Origin of the sequence: Desulfotruncus arcticus DSM 17038, from assembly GCF_900113335.1 — a bacterium.
Taxonomy (GTDB): Bacteria; Bacillota; Desulfotomaculia; order Desulfotomaculales; family Desulfallaceae; genus Desulfotruncus; species Desulfotruncus arcticus.
The window spans coordinates 50,484-67,027 of the sequence record NZ_FOOX01000005.1; the positions used below are offsets into that span (position 1 = coordinate 50,484).

The 16,544-nt window shown below is 42.8% G+C and carries 15 protein-coding genes; 11 read left to right on the plus strand and 4 right to left on the minus strand.

Going from position 1 to position 16,544, the window contains the following annotated elements:
- The first annotated feature begins 10 nt into the window (after positions 1 to 10).
- From BM056_RS08275 to BM056_RS08320, 11 genes are all read left to right on the plus strand, one after another.
- Positions 11 to 1,036: a hypothetical protein gene (locus tag BM056_RS08275; RefSeq protein WP_092470601.1), complete on the plus strand. Its 1,026-nt coding sequence runs from the start codon at positions 11 to 13 to the stop codon at positions 1,034 to 1,036.
- A gap of 110 nt (positions 1,037 to 1,146) precedes the next feature.
- A complete protein-coding gene (locus BM056_RS08280; RefSeq protein WP_092470603.1) occupies positions 1,147 to 1,332 on the plus strand; it encodes a hypothetical protein in 186 nt (61 codons plus the stop codon).
- Positions 1,333 to 1,375: 43 nt separating this feature from the next.
- Complete coding sequence (locus tag BM056_RS08285) at positions 1,376 to 4,111, plus strand: UPF0182 family membrane protein (RefSeq protein WP_092470987.1); 2,736 nt, start codon at positions 1,376 to 1,378, stop codon at positions 4,109 to 4,111.
- Positions 4,112 to 4,177: 66 nt separating this feature from the next.
- A complete protein-coding gene (locus BM056_RS26140; protein WP_165613438.1) occupies positions 4,178 to 4,324 on the plus strand; it encodes a hypothetical protein in 147 nt (48 codons plus the stop codon).
- A gap of 197 nt (positions 4,325 to 4,521) precedes the next feature.
- A complete protein-coding gene (locus BM056_RS08290; RefSeq protein ID WP_238456383.1) occupies positions 4,522 to 5,286 on the plus strand; it encodes an alpha/beta fold hydrolase in 765 nt (254 codons plus the stop codon).
- Positions 5,283 to 6,380: a 6-phosphofructokinase gene (locus tag BM056_RS08295; protein WP_092470607.1), complete on the plus strand. Its 1,098-nt coding sequence runs from the start codon at positions 5,283 to 5,285 to the stop codon at positions 6,378 to 6,380. The genes BM056_RS08290 and BM056_RS08295 overlap by 4 nt, the downstream gene beginning before the upstream one ends.
- A 48-nt stretch (positions 6,381 to 6,428) precedes the next feature.
- Positions 6,429 to 6,701, plus strand: a complete 273-nt coding sequence (locus BM056_RS08300) for a late competence development ComFB family protein (RefSeq protein ID WP_092470609.1) — start codon at positions 6,429 to 6,431, stop codon at positions 6,699 to 6,701.
- Between the two features lie 92 nt (positions 6,702 to 6,793).
- On the plus strand, positions 6,794 to 7,669 hold the full coding sequence (locus BM056_RS08305; protein WP_092470611.1) for a radical SAM protein: 876 nt from the start codon (positions 6,794 to 6,796) through the stop codon (positions 7,667 to 7,669).
- 39 nt (positions 7,670 to 7,708) lie between these two features.
- Positions 7,709 to 8,887: a glycosyltransferase family 4 protein gene (locus tag BM056_RS08310; RefSeq protein ID WP_238456366.1), complete on the plus strand. Its 1,179-nt coding sequence runs from the start codon at positions 7,709 to 7,711 to the stop codon at positions 8,885 to 8,887.
- Between the two features lie 38 nt (positions 8,888 to 8,925).
- A complete protein-coding gene (locus BM056_RS08315) occupies positions 8,926 to 9,465 on the plus strand; it encodes a DUF2179 domain-containing protein (RefSeq protein WP_092470613.1) in 540 nt (179 codons plus the stop codon).
- 208 nt (positions 9,466 to 9,673) lie between these two features.
- Positions 9,674 to 10,225, plus strand: a complete 552-nt coding sequence (locus tag BM056_RS08320) for a DsbA family oxidoreductase (RefSeq protein ID WP_092470615.1) — start codon at positions 9,674 to 9,676, stop codon at positions 10,223 to 10,225.
- Between the two features lie 134 nt (positions 10,226 to 10,359).
- On the opposite strand, the gene BM056_RS08325 is transcribed toward BM056_RS08320, so the two are convergent.
- The 4 genes from BM056_RS08325 to BM056_RS08340 form a co-directional block, all read right to left on the minus strand.
- The gene (locus BM056_RS08325; protein WP_274377534.1) at positions 10,360 to 11,967 is read right to left on the minus strand and encodes a gamma-glutamyltransferase family protein; all 1,608 of its coding nucleotides are present in this window, start codon (positions 11,965 to 11,967) and stop codon (positions 10,360 to 10,362) included.
- 543 nt (positions 11,968 to 12,510) lie between these two features.
- A complete protein-coding gene (locus BM056_RS08330) occupies positions 12,511 to 13,857 on the minus strand; it encodes a pyruvate/oxaloacetate carboxyltransferase (RefSeq protein ID WP_092470619.1) in 1,347 nt (448 codons plus the stop codon).
- A gap of 42 nt (positions 13,858 to 13,899) precedes the next feature.
- Entirely contained in the window at positions 13,900 to 14,826 is a 927-nt protein-coding gene (mdh, locus tag BM056_RS08335) for a malate dehydrogenase (protein ID WP_092470621.1), read from the minus strand.
- Between the two features lie 186 nt (positions 14,827 to 15,012).
- Positions 15,013 to 16,536: an acyl-CoA carboxylase subunit beta gene (locus BM056_RS08340; RefSeq protein ID WP_337833494.1), complete on the minus strand. Its 1,524-nt coding sequence runs from the start codon at positions 16,534 to 16,536 to the stop codon at positions 15,013 to 15,015.
- Positions 16,537 to 16,544 lie beyond the last annotated feature (8 nt).

Genomic DNA, 16,544 nt, shown 5'->3' on the forward strand with positions numbered 1-16,544 from the left:
GGTAATTGCTATGTCGATTGAATTTAAAAAGGTTGTCAATAAATCTTCCTATTTAGATCCAAGGAAAAAATTTGAACCCCAAACAGTTGAAACTGAAATCCGCTGGGACCCCTTAACAGGTAAAATATCCAGGATATTTCCGTTTAGAAATTTAATTTTGCACCGTCACGACTGGACTCCGTTTGTCGAGGAATCAAAAAAAAGGTTTTGTCCTTTTTGTCCTGACGTATTAGAAACTGTAACCCCCAAGTTCACTCCGGATTTTGCCCCCGAAGGGCGTATAAAAGTAGGTGACGCTGTTGCCATTCCAAATTTAAACCCATATGAAAAATACGCTTCAGTGGTAGTTATGTCTTCTCGCCACTATATACCCATGGAAGAAATAGACGTTAAGTTAATGGTAGATAGTATGCAGGCCAGCCTGATCTACCTGCAAAAAGCCTTATCCTATGACCCCGCAGGAGCAGCCTACTCATCAATTAACTGGAACTATATGCCTTATTCAGGAGGATCTTTGGTTCACCCGCACTTGCAAGTTTTGGCGGGAGCCGAGCCATGCACCTTTGATAAGCAATTATTAGATTCTTCCGCTAAATATTATCAAACTGAGCACGGTAATTATTGGTCGGACCTGATAACTGCCGAAAAAAATAATGGCGATAGATACCTGGGGCAAACAGGAGGAGTCCATTGGGTAAGCGCATTTGCACCGCGACATGTAGGAGAGGTTATAGGAATCTTGCCGGGCAAGCAAACTATTAATGAACTTACTGAAACAGACTTAGCCGGCTTTGCAGCAGGTTTAAAAAACATAATCAACTACTATCATAGTATTAACATCGTATCCTTTAATGCAGCAATTTATTTCGCAGGAGCTGAAGATACCGGTTATAGTATCCACGCAAGAATTATAGGCAGGTTTACAATATTCCCTCTTGTTGGCAGTGACATTACTCACATGCAAGTATTGCACGATGACCCGTGGACAGTTGCATTGCCCGAATCAATTGCAGAAGGGCTAAAAAAATATTTTTGATCACTGTGACAAAAGTACCATATTTCATTTGCAGGAATACCCTTGTTCGGCGAAGAATATTTCAAATTAGAGTGTCAACTAACTAAACATTAATTCCGGAGGTAGGTAAAATGGCAGAAAAAAAATGTATTATGTGTGGTAGATTATTTGACCCTGATCAGGTTGCGGAAAGTAATAAAAATCCTTACCTCGAAGATGAAGATATCCCCAAGAAAACCCCGTCTTTTTGCCAGTTATGCGAGGCCAAAATCAGACATGAGGCTGACGATTCGAAAAAGGCCCCCAAACCTATGTAAAAATGAGGTTATATTTTAAAGGAGGTTTCCTGTGCAGAAAGGGATGAAGTGGTTAACCATTGTAATAATATCGGTATTGGTTATATTTTTATTAATGGCAAGATGGTTTGCCAATCTTTACCTTGACTGGCTGTGGTTTGGTTCACTGGGTTATGCAATCATTTTTAAAACAATCTTATTATCTGAAATAGGTCTAAGAGTTTTAGTCGGATTAAGCGCCTTTCTGTTTATTTTTATAAATTTATTGTTTACCAAAAAGTATGTTTTACAAGCTATTTCTTCACGACAATATTTTGAGAGCGAAGACGTTATTAACTTGTATCAAACGCCGGTTAATAAATACTTAACCCCAAGGCTGTTAACAGTTACCTATCTGGTTGTAAGCGCAGTACTCGGCCTTTTTATCAGCACTGCTGTAACCGGCGAATGGGTGATAATTCAAAAGTTTATCAACGGAACACCTTTTGGTTTAAACGATCCCATTTTTAATAAAGACATTAGCGAGTATGTTTTTAAACTGCCTTTTTACCAGTTTATTTACAGATTAATAACCTGGTTCATAGTTTTAGCCGCACTCTGTATTGGCTTAGTTTATTTTATCTCTGAAACCGGTAGAAACGGCCTCAGTAAGTTATTTAATTCTATCGGGGCCCGGGTCCATTTTTCTTTCCTGGCAGTTTTGTTTTTCCTTGCCCGCGCCTGGGGATTCCGTTTGGAACAGTATATGCTTTTATATTCAAACACAGGCGTTGTTTTTGGACCAGGTTATACCGACATACACGCCAGGTTAGTTGCCTATAAAGTATTGTTTTTTATTGCTATTGCTGTTGCTATTATTATTTTAATCAATTTGTTTATGCGCAAATTTAAATTAGTTATTTACAGTATAGGTGTTTTATTTTTAGTATCAATAATACTTGGCGGAGTTTACCCGGCACTTATCCAGAACTTATTGGTTAAACCCAACGAACTAAACAGGGAATCACCTTATATTGCCAATGCAATTAAGTATACAAGATTAGCATACGGATTGGATAGAGTTACAACCAAACCGTTCCCTGCAGGAAATGTTTTATCCAGTCAGGATATTGAAAACAATCAGGAGAGCATTAACAATATCAGACTTTGGGACTGGAGGCCACTATCCCAAACATACGGGCAATTACAAGAAATGAGAACATATTATGCTTTAAAAAATATTGATATCGACCGCTATACAATTGACAATCAATATCGGCAGGTAATGTTGGCTGCCAGGGAGCTCGACCAGAAACAATTGTCGGAACAGACTCAGACTTGGATCAACATGCGTTTAAAGTATACTCACGGCTATGGCATTGCCATGAATCCAGTAAATGAAATGACCAGTGAAGGACTGCCCAATTTCTTTATCAAAAACATCCCCCCGGCCAGTAGTATTAATCAAAAGGTAGATCGGCCTGAAATATATTTTGGTGAATTAACAGACAATTACGTTATCGTTAATACAAAAACAAAGGAATTTGATTATCCGGTTGGTGGGAATGAAAATGCATATTCCATGTATCAAGGCAACTATGGGGTAGAAACCGGAGGATTATTAAGAAGAGCAATTTTTGCCCTGGCTTTTGCCGATTACAAAATATTGCTCGCCAGTGACCTGCAGAATTCAAGTCAAATACTATTTAACCGCAACATCAAAGAAAGAGTTCCCAAATTAGCGCCGTTCCTTAGCTTTGATAGCGACCCCTACATCGTTTTGGATGATGCCGGAAACCTCCACTGGATGTGGGATGCTTATACAACTTCAGATATGTTCCCATATTCAGAGCCCTTCAGTAATCGTGGCAATTACATTCGCAATTCTGTTAAAATAATTATAAACGCTTACACCGGGCAAGTTGACTTTTACATTAGCGATGAAACAGACCCGGTAATTAAAACATATGAGAAAATTTTTCCCGGCGTTTTTAAACCCATTGAACAAATGCCGGATGACTTAAAAAAACATATCAGGTATCCGGTTGATTTGTTTAACATTCAGGCAACAAAATATGCTGTTTATCACATGACAGACACTGAAATGTTTTATAACCAGGAAGATAAGTGGAATCTTCCTACTGAAAAGGTTATTGATCAGGAAGAAAGTATGGAGCCCTATTACACCATTACCAGGCTGCCCGACGATACAAAGCCGGAGTACGTTTTAATTTTACCTTTTACACCTAAAAATAAAACCAATATGATTGCCTGGATGGCTGCCAGATCAGATGCCCCCAACTACGGAGATGTATTGGTGTATGAGTTTCCTAAACAACAGCTGGTCTACGGACCGATGCAAATCGAAGCCCGAATTGATCAGGATACAACAATTTCTCAGCAGCTAACCTTATGGAATCAAAGAGGGTCATCAGTTATTAGGGGAAATCTGTTAGTTATACCAATTAAAGATTCTTTGCTTTACGTAGAACCACTATACTTGCAAGCAGAACAAAGTAAAATGCCTGAATTGCGGCGGGTTATAGTAGCTCATGGAGATAAAATAGTAATGGAACCTACGCTTGATTTGGCCCTTAATAGAATTTTTGGCACAGCTATTAAGACAGAACAAGAACCAATTGCAACAGAGCCCAATACCGATAATCAAACAAATACAATACAAGAATTGATAAGCCAGGCCAATGACTTATATAACCACGCCCAGGATAGATTAAAGAACGGAGATTGGGCAGGCTATGGCGAAGCAATAAGCAAGCTAAAAGAAACTTTGGGAGCCATGTCTGAATCTGTAAAACAATAAATAGATAATTTTTATAAGGAAAAGGGAAAGGGAAAGGGAAAGGGAAAGGGAAAGGAGATGAGTTTAATGTTTTTTGAAACCTGGTGGCAAGCCATAGTTTTTGGTATTGTTACTACCGTTGGCATGCTGGCTGTTAGTGCTGCTTTTGCCAAAACGTGGAAGAAATACGAAGGGAATGAAACACCAAAGCAGTCATGTGATTCTCATCATTAAACCAAATATATTGTTCCTTTGTCTTTGCTTGATTTATAGTTTTGTATAATTTCATTGTAACACTGCTAGTGATTGAACATAATAATTACACATTACACAATAACACTAGCAAACCGGTTACCCAGTTCTAAAGTCAACCTTACTACCGGTAGTAAACCGGTAGTTTTTTTTAAGCAGGAGGGATTACCTTGCCAAATGTGGTTATTGATGGTGCCGTTTATCATTATTCTGTTAAACTGCCAAAAAAGGATCCAGAATGTGCGATAGTTTTTGTTCACGGTGCGGGAGGCAGCCATAAGCATTGGTTTTATCAGGTGGAGGGACTAGGTGACAGGTATTTAGCCCTGGCTCTGGATTTGCCAGGACATGGTAAATCTGGTGGAGCCGCTACTGATAAACTGGAAGAATACACAGATTTTGTTTATAATTTCTGTAGACATGTACTTGGCACCGGATTTTATCTGGCAGGCCACTCTATGGGCGGGGCCATAACTATGGATTTTGCTCTTAACTATGCTGAAGATTTACAAGGGATCATACTCATCGGTACAGGAGCAAGGTTACGGGTTGCCCCTGCTATGCTGCAAACCTTTGCTTCAGGAAAAAAGTTTCCCCAGATGATTGACTTTGCATACGGCAACGGAGCATCTCAAAAAACGTTAGAAATAGCAAAACAAGAAATGGAAGCAACGGATGCGCAAGTTTATTACAAAGATTTTCAGGCCTGCGATAATTTTGATATAATGGACCGTTTGCATTTGTTAAAGAGCCCCTGTCTTATCCTTGGGGCCTCAGAAGACAAATTGACTCCGGCAAAATATAGTTTATACCTGGCCGAGAAGATCCAAAATTCAAAAGTTGATATAATTGATAATGCTGGACACATGATGATGCTGGAAAGGCATCAAGAAGTTAACATAAAAATCGAACAATTTATTACAGAAAGAAGTGAACTTCAATGAATAAAACGGCAGTAAGAAGAATTGGAGTTTTAACTGGCGGGGGCGATGCCCCCGGACTGAACGCTGTAATCAGAGCTGTCGTAAAAACAGCCATTCGAGAATATGGCATGACAGTTTTGGGTTTTGAAAACGGCTTTGGAGGTTTAATCAAAAACCAGGTCAGGGAACTTACAGAAAACAATGTAGTTGGTATTTTGCCCAGAGGTGGGACAATTCTCGGAACAACTAACAGAGACAACCCCTTTCATTACCCGGTAGTTAGAGGTAACGAAAAAGTCTTTGTTGACGTTTCAGATAGAATTTTTGAAAACGTTAGCATTCATGGAATCGAAGCAGTAATAGTAATTGGAGGAGACGGCAGCCTTGCCATAGGCAAGGAACTTTATGACAAGGGTTTGAAAGTTGTAGGCGTTCCTAAAACTATTGACAATGACTTGTCGGCAACAGACCAAACTTTTGGATTTGATACCGCGCTGACCACCGCAACTGAAGCTATTGACAAATTACATACCACAGCGGAATCGCACCACCGCGTTATGGTACTGGAAGTTATGGGACGTTATGCAGGATGGATTGCGTTGGCCTCCGGACTTGCAGGCGGAGCGGATGTTATTCTAGTTCCAGAGATACCCTATAATATTGATATAGTAGCTGAAAAAATTAATGCTCGGAGCCAGGAAAAGAAAAAGTTTAGTATCATCGTGGTTGCTGAAGGCGCTAAGTCTATAGGGGGCGAAATGGTTGTAAATAAGCGTGTTGAAGATAGCTTTGACCCCGTACGACTGGGCGGCGTAGGCAATGTTGTTGCTCAACAAGTAGAATCTCTTACCGGAAAAGAGACCAGGGTTACTGTTTTGGGACATCTGCAGAGGGGCGGATCTCCAACAGCCTTTGACCGAATCCTGGCTACTCGCTACGGAACCGGCGCAGTCAACCTACTGGCTGAAGGAAAATTTGGGCGGATGGTATGTTTGAAAGGGCAAAACATTGAAGATGTACCATTAGGAGAAGCAATTGGCGAGCTTCATAATGTTCCGATCAACGGAGAATTGGTTAAGGTTGCAAGGCAATTAGGTATATGTTTGGGCGATTAGCCTATATTTATGCCATCTTGCGGCCTTGATTGAGGAGGTAAAGAAAAAATGATTGTTAATTATCCGGAATTAGCCGTTAAGGAGCTTATAGATGAAGTTCTTAATAGCTACAGTTTAAAATACTCTGATACTTGCAAATGTGAGAGGTGCCGCAACGATATAATGGCGTTAGCGCTAAACAACCTACCTGCCAAGTACGTGGTGACAGATCATGGTCGTATATATACGAAAGCAATTTACGACCAGATCGGGGGCAAAGCACAAGTAATTGCAGCAATAACAGCTGCCATCCAAAAAGTACAAAAAAACCCCAGACATTAATATTTGAGTTAATAAATATTATAAGCAAGCATATAAATACAAAAAACATTAACTATCGATTGCTAGTTTTTTACTTAACGGAGGTTTTGGACATGCACCTTGAGCCGCCTGTGTTTAGACCACCAAGCGAAGCGTTTAGTTTAATTCTGCAACTCTCCCTGGGGTGCCGTCACAACGCATGCACCTTTTGCGGGATGTACAGGGATAAAAAGTTTCGCATTAAATCCTGGGAAGAAATAAAAAATGATATTGACACCTGTGTAGAGCAACTAAAGGATATCAACCGCATCTTTTTGGCAGACGGAGATGCGCTTGCAGCACCAACGGAGCTTATTCAAGATACCGCCAGTTACCTCTCTGGAATGTTTCCGGGCTTAGATAGAATAAGCATGTACGCCGGCCCCAAAGATATTTTAGGAAAATCCTTTGATGAGCTAAAAGAAATTCGCTCCTCCGGTATAAAACTTTTGTATTTGGGGGTTGAAAGCGGTAGTGACCAAATTTTAAATGCTGTATGTAAAGGAGTTACTTCACAGCAAATGATAGAGGCTGGAAGAAAAGCGCTTCAGGCCGGCTTTGAACTATCTGTTACGGTTATTAACGGCCTTGGCGGAACCGAGTTATGGCAGGAGCATGCTTGCGAAACAGGCAAAGTGTTGACCAACATTGACCCAACATATATAGGGGCTCTAACACTAATGGTTGTGCCAAATACTCCTTTATATAAAAAAGTACAGCAAGGTACGTTTGTAATACCCGATTCCAGGGGAATATTAAAAGAACTGCAGTTATTAATAGAAAACATCAATGCAACGAACAGTGTTTTTAGAACCAATCATGCCTCTAATTATCTACCGCTGCGCGGTGTTTTAAACCGGGACAAGGCTACCATTTTAAGAATATTAGACAAGGCTATTACTGAACCGGAAAAGATCCCGCTCAGACCTGATTATATAAGAGGATTATAATATCATATAAGGCTACCTCTAAAGGGATGGTGAGATTCGTTGGGCCTGAAAATCGGAATATTTACCGATAGTTATCGGCCATACACCAGTGGTGTAGTACGTTCAATCGAAACTTTTACTGAAGAATACCGAGCTCAAGGTCACAAAACATATATCTTTGCGCCCGACTACCAAAACTGTCAAAAAGAATATGGTGTTTTTAGGTTTTCATCAATACCGGCGCCAACAAATCATGAATATGCATTGGCTGTGCCTTTTTCAATTCGGCTTCGTCCGACCCTAAAAAAATTAGACCTGGATATTATTCATGTACACTCACCGTTTTTACTTGGCCGTTTGGGAGCAAAGTATGCAAGAAAACTTAATGTTCCACTGGTTTTCACTTTTCATACCCTGTATGATCAGTACGTCCATTACATCCCTATTGGTCAAAATATTACCAGAGAGATTACTAAAAAATTTTGTGCGGATTTTTGTAATAACTGTGATCTCATAATTGTGCCGACAGCGGTTGTTGGTGAAAGACTTATTCATTGGGGTGTAAAAACTAAAATCAAACCAGTTCCAACAGGCATTAATGTCAGTGAATTTATGATCACTCAAAAAGATTGGCTTTTTCAAAAATTTAATATTGACCCGTCCTGTAAACTACTGATAAGCGTAGGTAGACTTGGTAAGGAAAAAAACTTCTCATTCTTAATTAACAGCTATAAACACATTTATGATCATTTTCCTAACACAAGATTAGTTATTGTTGGGAACGGCCCGGAAAAGGAAGTACTATCTAACCAATGTGAAAAATTAGGATTAAAGGATAAAGTGATTTTTACTGGAACATTAACCAAAGAAGAGATGGTTAAAGCCTATAACAGTGCACATTTATTTGTATTTGCATCAGTTACAGAAACTCAGGGCTTAGTTGTAGGTGAAGCCAAGGCAGCAGGGCTGCCGGTAGTTGCCGTGAAGGCTTTTGGTATCTCGGAAATGGTGGAAAATGATATTGATGGTTTTCTCACTGATTTAGACACGGATAAGTTTATTGAAAAAGTTATAAAAATTTTAACCGATGAAGAATTAAGACAAATACTGAGTAAAAATGCTAAAATAAATGCAGAAAAGATTTCATCAAAAAACTGTGCTAATTTATTATTACAGTGTTATTACGACATTATTGAAACAAATAATCATAAATCTAAATTTTCCAATTCAACAATTTAAAATTACACTAACCATATCAGAATTAATGGAGGGTTAATGTGGAAGTCTGGTTGCCAATAGTATATGGCTATTTATTTATCTTTTTCGCAAGAGTCATTGACATGTCCCTGGATGTCTTGCGGATTTTGATGTTGATGCGGGATCGCAGGTTATCTGCGGCCATTATCGGCTTTTTTGAGGTTTCTGTATTTGTACTGGCTCTAAATGAGGTTTTAAAGGGTGGTCTTAATGATCCGGGCAAAATAATTGCGTATGCCGGGGGATTCGCCACAGGTAATTATATTGGAAGCCTTATTGAAGAAAGACTTGCCATGGGTTACCTGTCAATTCAAATCTTTCCACCACTAAATCTAGTTAACCATTTTACTGAACTGTTTCGAAATGAAGGTTTTGGAGTTACCTGTGTCACTGGCTGTGGAAGAGATGGGGAAAGAATGATTCTCTTTGTGCTAATTAAAAGAAAAGACCTTAAAAAGGCGCTTAATATTATAAATAATACGTGCCCTGAGGCCTTTTTTAATGTATCCGACGCCAAAAGAATCCAAGGTGGGATTTTCCCAGTAAAAAAAGGAAAATAACTGAACATTTTCATGGGGGAACAATAATTTTACAGTTAATGTTTCTCCATGAAAATGTATGTTTACATAAATCTAGTTTACATAACTATCATATGGTTGTGATAGGAATATTTATATCAATAAAAGAAAATATATTAAAAAAGGGGCCACTAAGATGAAACCAGTTAACATAACAATATTTTCCGATTATGCCTGACCCTTTTGCTTTATCGGCAAAGGTATTGTCGAAAAGTTAAAGTCTGATTACACTATCGTGGAAAAATGGATAGGTTTTGAGCTGCATCCTGAAACACCCGCAAGTGGGGTCAAGATCGCAGAATTGTTGCCTGAAATTGACCTTGATTTAATGAACCGTAATTTAAATGCAAATGGTAATTCATACGGCGTTAGCTTCAAGCGCAATGATTTTCTGCCCAATACCAGGTTGGCCCTGGAAGCCAGTGAATTTGCACGTGCCTATAATAAATTTACTGAATTTCATGACCGTACATTTAAAGCTTATTTTACTGAAGGACAGGATATAGGAAATATAATGGTACTTTTAAATTTAGCCCAGGAAATAGGTCTGGATAAAGCAAAATTAGAAGAAGATTTAAACAACCATACTTATGCTGAAGTAGTTGAACAGAACCGTACCGCAGCTGTAAAAAATAATGTCACAGCTATACCAACCTTTATAATAGCAGATAAAATTCGTATAACGGGGGCTAATCCATATAGCAGATTCCAAAAGGCTTTGGAGGAAATCATAAAACCATAAACAAGTATTAATACTAAAAAGTACTTTAAAAAAAGCAAAATAAAACCCAAAGGTTTACTTGGGTTTTATTTTCGTCTAAAAACAATCTGGCTGGTTGAGGGATGGTCCCTTAGTGAAGCAGGAGCGATGAGCTTCTACCAGGCGGCAATAGCACCGTCAGTTCGAGGTTCGGTGCCGCCGGCAAGCACACCGTTCTCCTGCCGCCAGATGATCTGGCCGCGGCCAAAACCACCGGAATCCAGGGCCCACTGGATATTGTGGCCCCGTCGCGCAAGCCCCTGGGCGATGTGCGGGGGTAGGCTGTGTTCTAAGGAAACGGTCTTCCCCTGGTCCCACAGCCAGCGGGGCGCATCAAGGGCAGCCTGTGGGTTCAACCCGAAATCCACCGTGTTCATAATGACTTGGACGTGGCCCTGAGGCTGCATGAACCCGCCCATGACACCGAAGGGCCCAATGGCCCGTTCCCCGCGCGTCAGAAAACCGGGGATGATGGTGTGATATGTACGTTTTCCCGGTTCCAACCTGTTATCGTGTTCAGGGTCCAGGGAAAAGTTGTGCCCGCGATTCTGGAGGCTGATCCCCGTTTCCGGAATGACGATACCGGAACCAAAACCCATGTAGTTGCTTTGGATGAAGGACACCATGTTGCCCTCGCCATCAGCGGTGGCCAGGTAGACGGTGCCGCCTCTCGGCGGTGTGCCCGGCTCGGGCTCAAGGGCACGCTCACCGATTAGCAGGCGCCGCTTGGCTGCATAATCTTCAGAGAGCAAGTCCGCCACGGCAACGCTCATATGGCGGGGGTCGGTAATGTATTTCTTGCCATCAGCAAAGGCGAGCTTCAGGGCCTCAATCTGCTTGTGGTAGGTGTCGAGGGCCTCCTTGGCAGTAAACTCAAAGCCTTTTAGGATATTGAGGGCGATGAGGGCCACCAGACCCTGCCCGTTGGGCGGGATCTCCCAGACGTCGTAGCCGCGGTAATTCACTGAAATGGGCTCTACCCAGTCCGGCCTGTAGGCCTCGAGGTCCGCCTTCCGGATGTATCCGCCATGCTTACGTGAAAAGGCATCGATGCGGTCCGCGAGTTCGCCTTGGTAGAAGGCGGCACCATTCGTCTCACCGATTAGCCGGAGGGTTCTGGCATGGCCCGGCGAGCGCCACAGCTCTCCCACCTGCGGGGGATTGCCGCCCGGGGCGAAGGTGTAAAACCAGCCCTCAAACTCATCCCCCTTGAGGACGGTGCGATAATACTGAAACGCCTGGCTCCAGGCGGTGGCCAGCACCGGCGAGAGGGGGTAGCCCTTCTCCGCATACTCCGCCGCCGGCTCAAGGGCATCGCTAAGCTTAACCCTACCAAATCGCTCCGACAGCGCCACCCAGGCCCCAGGTGCACCCGGCACATTTACGGGAGCCAGCCCGTACCGCGGCATCTCGTCGTGCCCGGCAGCCCGGAGTGTCTCAATGGAAATCCCCTGAGGCGCTGGGCCGCTCGAGTTCAATCCGTACAGCCTTCCACCCGTCCAGACCAGGGCAAAGGCATCGCTCCCTATCCCGTTCGAGGTCGGCTCAACAACCGTCAGGCAGGCCGCGGCGGCAACGGCGGCATCAATGGCGTTACCACCCCGTCGCAGAACCTCCAGCCCTGCTCCGGCCGCCAGGGGTTGCGATGTGGCCACCATACCATTGCGGGCGTACATGACCATTCTTCTTGATCCATATGGGTACTCTAACGGATCATAATCCACCAAGAAGTATCCCCCTCCAATTGTCTAATTATTAATGATTACATTTTGCTTTTGATCCTTTAGAAAAAACAAGGACGCCTTGATCTCTGGCTCAGCCACCGAGAAACCCTCGACTAGGTTATTGAACAATAATCTGCATAAGTCGGCTACAATTTAACGATAATATACGAGCAAGTATTATGCAATACCTGCCAGACAACAGCCACCAGGCTTGCACAACCTAAACAGAGCCATATGGCAAAGTAAGGTTCTGGTGCTGACAGTACAATAAACCAGGGCTGTTTAGCGCAGGCGTCAGCTGGAGACTCTTGACATCAGAGCCGCCGGGTAATAATTATCCTGACTGTTAGTGAGATCATAATCCTGAACAGCAAAACAGTCCGGTAAACTCGCGCTCTGATGTCAAGGGCGGCCCGCCTCCCTCCTCCCAAAAAAGGTCGGAGTTTACATAATATCTATTATCGGAAGTTAAATTTTAAAAGGATATGGGTGCAAGCAGCTGCCTGCACCCATATCTTAAAATACCCTTCTATTATTATTCTATTATTCCTTACCGTTGCGAGCTTCGAAAAATGCTTTGGCAACCTGCGGGAATATTGCCATTGAAACAACATCTTCTTCCTGGCGCTTGTATGGTTCGCACTCTTCCCGGGCTTTGGGAAGTTCAGGTTCGATTAAATCAGCCGGACGGCAGTCAATTGGTTGTTCATTGCCGATAATCTTCTTTCTGATTTCTTCGTTAACTGGTGCCGGAGGACGCCCATAATACCCGCGCATGTAATTCTTAACTTCGTCAGTCGCTATCATATACCGCTGTCCAAGAACCACGTTTAAAGCGGCTTGAGAACCGACAATCTGGCTGGATGGAGTAACCAGCGGGGGATACCCGAAATCCTCCCTGACCCTGGGTACTTCAGCTAATACTTCCGGTAGCTTATGCAGGGCATTTTGCTCTTTTAACTGGGAAATAAAGTTGGAAATCATGCCGCCTGGAATTTGGTAGGTCAATACGTTAGTATCCGGACTGCAGCTGGCGTTATCAAAATCAGCATAATCTGCACGTACTTCTTTAAAGTACTTTGAAATCTCGGTTAGCAATTCAAGATCTAAACCAGTGTCATACGGAGTATCTTTAAGAGCAGCAACCATGCTTTCAGTGGCAGGCTGGGAACTCTGTAAAGCCATTGAAGATACAGCGCAATCCAACACGTCTACGCCGGCCTCTACCGCCTTCAAATAGGTCATGGAGGCCATGCCGCTGGTGTAATGGCAGTGTAATTGCACCATAAGTCCCAGGTTTTCTTTCCAACCCTTAATAATTTCATAGGCAGGCGTGGGTGCCAGTATTCCTGCCATGTCTTTAAGACAAAGTGAATCAACACCCAATTCCTTCAATTCTTTGCCCATGCGCATATAAAAATCATAGTCATGAACCGGGCTTATTGTATAAACAACAGTCCCTTGGGCGTGTGCCCCTTCCCGCTTAACATACTCAATAGCTTTTTCCATATTTCTAACATCGTTCAGCGCGTCAAAAATACGGAAGATATCCAGTCCATTATCAACTGTTCGTTTAACGAATTCCTCTAAAACATCGTCAGCATAGTGCTTATACCCAACAACATTCTGACCGCGCAGTAACATTTGCAGTTTACTATTTTTGAAGTATTTCCGTACTGTGCGTAGTCTTTCCCAGGGATCCTCATTGCAGAAACGCATGCAGGTATCAAAAGTTGCTCCACCCCAAATCTCCACTGAATGAAATCCAACCTGTTCAACCTTTTCAGCAATAGGAAGCATATGCTCTGTGCGCATACGGGTGGCCAACAAAGATTGATGGCCATCCCGCATTGTAGTATCACAAATCAAAACCTTTTTAGGCTCAGTCATTATTTACCCCTCCAGAATGAATTTATTTTATTAAGCTCTTACTTAATCTACAAAAGCCATCACATTTTTTACGGACTCTATTGATTTTTGTAAAGCCTCTTTTTCTGTCTCTGTTAAATCGACTTCTATAATCTTTTCTACTCCATTACCGCCAATAATAGCCGGAACCCCTAAATACATGTCTTTTGCGCCATACTCACCCTGCAGGTAGGCAGCAACCGGCAGAATACGTTTTTTATCTTTAAGAATGGCTTCAACCATTTCAATTACCGAAGCACCAGGCGCATAAAAAGCACTTCCGGTTTTAAGATAATTAACAATCTCAGCGCCGCCTTTTCTGGTTCTATCAACAATGGCCTCAATTCTATCCTGGGGAATGAGTTTTTCAATAGGTATTCCGCCAGCATAGCTGTAACGCACCAAAGGTACCATGTCGTCGCCATGACCACCTAATACGAAAGCACTTACATCCTTATATGAAACCCCTAACTCTTGCGCCAGGAAGGTGCGGAACCTTGCAGAATCCAGCACTCCCGCCATACCTATAACCCTGTTGGCCGGGAAGCCGCTTGCTTTATACGCTGCGTAAACCATGACATCAAGTGGATTCGTCACCACAACAATAAATGCATTTGGCGAATACTTGGCAGCCTGCTCAGCAACCGATTTAACTATTTTAACATTGGTGTTAACCAGATCGTCCCTGCTCATACCCGGTTTACGGGCAATACCGGCAGTAATGATAATTACGTCTGATCCGGCTGTATCCTCGTAATTATTAGTGCCGATAATGTTAATATCATAACCTTCAATAGGAGCCGCTTCCTGCAGGTCAAGGCCTTTACCCTGGGGCACTCCTTCCACTACGTCAATCAATACAATATCACCGAGTTCTTTCACTGCAGCCCAGTGTGCGCAGGTAGCGCCCACGTTTCCCGAACCTACCACGGTTATCTTGTTTCTCTTCATTGAATCATGCCTCCATTTGTTTAGGACATCCCTCCAATGGAGGTATGCCCCATTTCCTTTTCTTTTCCTGTAAATGTTTTAATTTGGAATTGTTACTATTCGTAACCAGAATTCAGTAGTCGTAATACAGAATCCCTTGGCCAATCTCTCATTCTGGCTACTTACTACTGACCCTCTGACTCCTAACTAAACAGGCAAGTTGCCATGCTTTTTATAAGGTCTTTCTTCCTCTTTGGTGTCCAGTATTTTTAGTGCGTCAATGATCTTATTCCTGGTGTCCCTGGGATCAATAACATCGTCCACAAAACCCCTGGAACTGGCAATGTAAGGATTGGCAAACTTATCACGGTATTCCTGCACTAGGCGTGCTCTTTCTTGGGCCTGGTTTTCCGCATTGGCAATTTCATTGCGGTTTATTATGTTAACAGCTCCTTCAGGGCCCATAACAGCTATTTCCGCAGTTGGCCAGGCATATACCATATCAGCCCGCAATGAACTGCTGCACATGGCCAGGTAAGCTCCACCATAAGCCTTACGCAATATTATTGTAATTTTGGGGACAGTTGCCTCGGAATAGGCGTAAAGCATTTTGGCACCGTGCCTGATAATGCCGCCAAATTCCTGAGCTGTTCCCGGCAGAAAACCAGGTACGTCCATAAATGTTACTAACGGAATATTGAAGGCATCACAGAATCTGATAAACCGGCTGATTTTATCAGAAGCGTTAATGTCCAGGCAGCCAGCCAGGTGATCCGGCTGGTTGGCGATGATGCCGACTGGTTGCCCGTCAATTCTGGCAAAGCCAATCACGGCGTTTTTGGCGTAATACGGTAGAACCTCTAAAAACTCACCACTATCTATGACTGCAGCTATAACCTTTTTAACATCATAGGGCAGTATCGGCTGAGCGGGAACGATATTAATTAGTTCTTCTCTGCCTACTGCAGGTTCTTTGGGTTCACAAACCGGGGACTTTTCCAAATTGCTGGAGGGTAAAAAGCCAAGCAATTTTTTTACCAAATCCAGACAGTGCTCTTCATTATCAGCGGCAAAGTGAGAAACGCCGCTGGTCTGGTTATGAGTCATCGCCCCGCCCAGTTGTTCCATTGAAACTTTTTCACCGGTCACAGCCGTTATTACCTGTGGCCCGGTGATAAACATCTGACTGGTTTCCTTGACCATAAAGATGAAGTCCATTAATGCAGGGGAATAAACAGCACCGCCGGCACACGGTCCCATTATTACTGAAAGCTGTGGAATCACCCCTGATGCAACGGTATTCCTGAAAAAGATCTCACCATAACCATTTAAGGCATCTACGCCTTCCTGAATCCGCGCACCTCCGGAATCATTTAAGCCGATTACCGGTGCGCCTGTTCGCATGGCCAGGTCCAATACCTTGCAAATTTTTTGAGCATGTATTTTACCAAGTGACCCACCGGTTACCGTAAAGTCTTGAGCGTAAATAAATACTTTTCTTCCTTCAACCATTCCATACCCGGTAATAACTCCCTCGCCCGGATTTTTATCCGGGTCTCCGGCAAATACATCAATCTCTCTGAAGGTACCTGAGTCAAAAAGATAATCGATCCGCTCACGGGCAGTTTTCTTTCCAGCGGCATGTTGTTTTTCAATTCGCTTTTCGCCGCCACCGGCCTGTACTTTAGCCCGCAGCGCATTTAATTGCTCAAGCTTTTCCTGCATACTCAAAACGCAAA